This window comes from Aeromonas lacus (genome assembly GCF_000764665.1).
Classification (GTDB): domain Bacteria; phylum Pseudomonadota; class Gammaproteobacteria; order Enterobacterales; family Aeromonadaceae; genus Aeromonas; species Aeromonas lacus.
The window spans coordinates 1-1866 of the sequence record NZ_JRGM01000162.1 but is presented as its reverse complement, the minus strand read 5'-3'; the positions used below and the strand labels follow the sequence as shown (position 1 = coordinate 1866).

Below are 1866 nucleotides of genomic sequence, written 5' to 3'. Positions count from 1 at the left end.
CAGGAAGTTCAGGAAGTTCAGGAAGTTCAGGAAGTTCAGGAACAGGAATACAAAGAGGAATCGAATAATGCTCTCTTAGATGAGTTAAACGAAAAAGCGAGCCTCTACCGGGTTGAAATTCAGGAGTGCCAGGCCGCAATTGCTGAATACAATATGCTGCAAACAAATTTTCCCGCGCTAGAAATTACTATTGATAATGCACTTCGGAATACCAGTCAGAAATACCGTGACTTAAGGGGGCGACTGGCAGCCGTGGAGAAGGTGATGAGGGCTTTGGAGAGCAACGAGTCGGCCCGCTAATATCATCCCTTCTATATATAAGCCGATTTTAACTACATGACCTCAGATATCTATTATTTGTAGGTCATGTAGCTTCCAAGTCTTGAGTCGGTGCATAACTTCTAACATGTATGCGTTTTGGGTGCAGCACCTGACAATATAGTTTAATAGAAAATCCCATCCTAGATTTAAATCGCCATAAGGTGACTTCTGTGACGTCAGTCCAGAGGGTGTTTAATAATTCTAGCCGTGGGAATAATATGCTATTGTGTAACGTGCAACCATTCAAATTTAATTTAAATGTTTTCTATAGATTGAAAATTCTATCACAGTGTAAGTTATAGTGTAAGGAGTCATACATAATTATAAATATTATGTAATTTTAACTGCTGTTGTCATTCTTGGTTATCAACTCCTAATTAATTTGATACGTTTTAATATATGTATTAGTTTTTGAGGTGTCTTAAAACTGAAGCGTTTGTTAAAGGCCGATGAGGCTCTCCCTCTTTAAAATGGTAGTCATCAGGGTGCTGTCCAGTCAATGCTATAAACATATTTTCTAATTCTTCTATACGTACGTTAGCAATAAATAATGCGTGTTCCACAGCTACTCGTTCTACACAAAGTTTTTTAACTTGACTTTTAAGTTCATCACGTTCAATTTTGTAGTCTTCTTTAAGTCGTTTTTCATTGTTTCGGTCATTGCGAAGGGTTTGTAGCTCTGTGACGTATAATTGAGGAGGGGTGTGTTTTGTTTCTATGCATCCAGAGTTGTACTGGGTCATAAGATTATCTGCTCTGAGTCTGAACTCAGAGTATGGTTTATAATATAAAGTTCCACTACCAACCCCTGACTCCTTGGCTAGTTGTGCCATAGACAGCTTGGTGTTGGCGAGAACATATTTTCCTTCACCCCTCAGTAAGCGTTGAAGTGCATCTTCGAAAATTGCTAATTGAATATCTGTTTTTTTAGGTTTGTTCATAACTAACAATCCTTAATGCTAATCAATCCATCATACGGTTCGAATTCAATCCCATGGTGAATCATCGTCTTTTCACAAGCCCGAATACCAACTAAAACCTTGCTGATAAGGTTAGGTTGATTTATGCATATTTTCATAGCATTTTTATGACGCTCTACTAAACGAGTATGTAGACCAGCCAATTCTTGTGCATGGCGATTCAATATTACCGCGTAGTTGCACAACATAGGGCTAATTAAAGTATCTATGGTGCAGTCGAGTCGACTACAGTTAGGGTTTAAGCACAGACTATGCCCATTGTCTACAATCGTTAATTCACCTGATTTGAGAGCCTCTTCAATTTTTTCTCTACTGTCAAAGACGATATTACCCTGAGCAATTTGTGATCTAATGGTTGCTCCGGCACCACCAGAAATAGGCTCATCCGATAAATAGATTTTTTCTCCATCTTCTAGCATAAAGATAGCATTTACCTCATCTAGCTCAGCTTTGATATCTTCATCTAATTGCATATCTAGTGCGGTGGCCATTTCTGCATTGCGTCCATACCAAATAGTCATGCTAAGACGCAAGTGGCCTAATTGTTGTTTAAGTTGTAGAAAGG

General features: G+C 38.6%; 2 protein-coding genes and 1 pseudogene. 1 reads left to right on the top strand and 2 read right to left on the bottom strand.

Annotated features, from left to right (window positions below; genetic code table 11):
- Positions 1–300, top strand: a pseudogene (locus tag LG31_RS0118550) (hypothetical protein); the annotation flags it as partial.
- A gap of 425 nt (positions 301–725) precedes the next feature.
- Here LG31_RS0118550 and LG31_RS0118545 read toward each other — a convergent pair.
- Both LG31_RS0118545 and LG31_RS0118540 read right to left on the bottom strand, forming a co-directional pair.
- Complete coding sequence (locus tag LG31_RS0118545) at positions 726–1262, bottom strand: hypothetical protein (RefSeq protein WP_193354237.1); 537 nt, start codon at positions 1260–1262, stop codon at positions 726–728.
- A 2-nt stretch (positions 1263–1264) separates the two neighbouring features.
- Positions 1265–1866, bottom strand: a 602-nt coding sequence (locus tag LG31_RS0118540; RefSeq protein WP_033115894.1) for a hypothetical protein, incomplete at its 5' end; no start/stop codon positions are given.